Here is a 1367-nt window from a genome sequence, read left to right on the forward strand (position 1 = left end):
GCGAAGGGCACCGCCACCGGGATCATCCGGCGGCCCGCATCGCGCAGGTCCGGAAGCTCGGTCGCGTCGGCGCCTTCCATGCTGGCTTTCACCGCTTCGAGGTGAACCTGAAGGTAGACGCAGAAGTAGAACAGGAGCGCCGGAACCGCCGCCGCGATGGCCACGGTGGCATAGGGAACGGCCAGAAACTCGGCCATGAGAAAGCCGGTGGCGGCCATGACCGGGGGCAGGACGAGGCCGCCGGTGGAGGCGACTGCCTCGACCGCGCCGGCCCGTTCGGGCGAATATCCGACCTTGCGCATCATCGGGATGGTGAGCATCCCGGTGGTGGCCACGTTGGCCGAGGCGCTGCCCGAGAGCGAGCCAAAGAGCGCGCTGGACATGATCGCGACCTTGGCGGGTCCGCCCTTGCGGCGGCCCATCAGGGCGAAGGCGAAGTCAGAGATCGCATCGCCGCCACCGACCAGGAACAGTACCTGTCCGAAGACCACGAAACTGGTGACGATGGTGGCCGCGACATAGACCGGCGTGCCGAAGATCGCCCCGGTTCCGAGATAGTTATAGGTGACGAGCCGGTCCCAGCGGATCACGCGGGTTTCGAACATGCCCGACAGGTAGTGACCGAAATAGGCGTATCCGAGCGCCAGAAGGCCGACGCTAACCATGGTCCAGCCGACATGGCGGCGTGCCACTTCGAGAAGCAGGACGATACCGATCACGCTGACGATCACCTTGTCGGTGGTGATGAGGCCAAGGCTGCGGACGATTTCGTCGTAATTCAGAAAGATGTAACCCCCGACGATCAGCGCCAGAACGGCCCCGATTATGTCATACCAGGGCGGCGTTTCGCGGACCTGGGACTTGGAGAAGGGTTTGACCAGGAACGAGATCGCGACGCAGATCGCGATGAACAGCGTCAGGTATTGTTCCTTGTATATGATGATGCCGAAGCGCGGCAGCAGCTGAAGCGAATAGATCAGCGCCGCGATGGGCAGGATGATAGCAAGGACCTCGTAGACGTAGCGATACGGGCGTTTCAGAACCCTGTTGTTTTCTTGCACGGGTGTCTGGCCTCCGGTTGGCGTGTGGACTCTTACAGGGAGGATCGCCCCGGCCGCCTTCACCGGGCCGGAGCGATCCGTTACTGTGTCGCCCCGGGACGTGGCCCGGCGCATCATGGGTTATTTCGCCGAAATCTCAGCCTGACGGGCTTCGAGCTCGTCGGTCCACACGCCCTTGGACTTGAAGAATTCAATGGCGGCCGGGTGGAACGGGACCACGACGGCGGTGTCGGCAAACCGATCCGGCGTCCAGGTCGCGAGCGACGGGTGAATGGCCTTCAGCTCTTCGGAATGCTCCCACAGGGT

Annotated in this window: 1 protein-coding gene and 1 pseudogene; both read right to left on the reverse strand. The window is 63.2% G+C overall.

Features of this window, described 5'->3' with window-relative positions; translation table 11 throughout:
* The coding region (locus A3764_RS23495; protein WP_161487544.1) for a TRAP transporter permease at positions 1 to 1061 on the reverse strand (1061 nt) is incomplete at its 3' end.
* A 120-nt stretch (positions 1062 to 1181) separates the two neighbouring features.
* A pseudogene (locus tag A3764_RS25580) lies at positions 1182 to 1367 on the reverse strand (TAXI family TRAP transporter solute-binding subunit); the annotation flags it as partial.

It is taken from the genome of Sulfitobacter sp. HI0129 (assembly GCF_001635395.1).
In the GTDB taxonomy this organism is placed as follows: domain Bacteria; phylum Pseudomonadota; class Alphaproteobacteria; order Rhodobacterales; family Rhodobacteraceae; genus Sulfitobacter.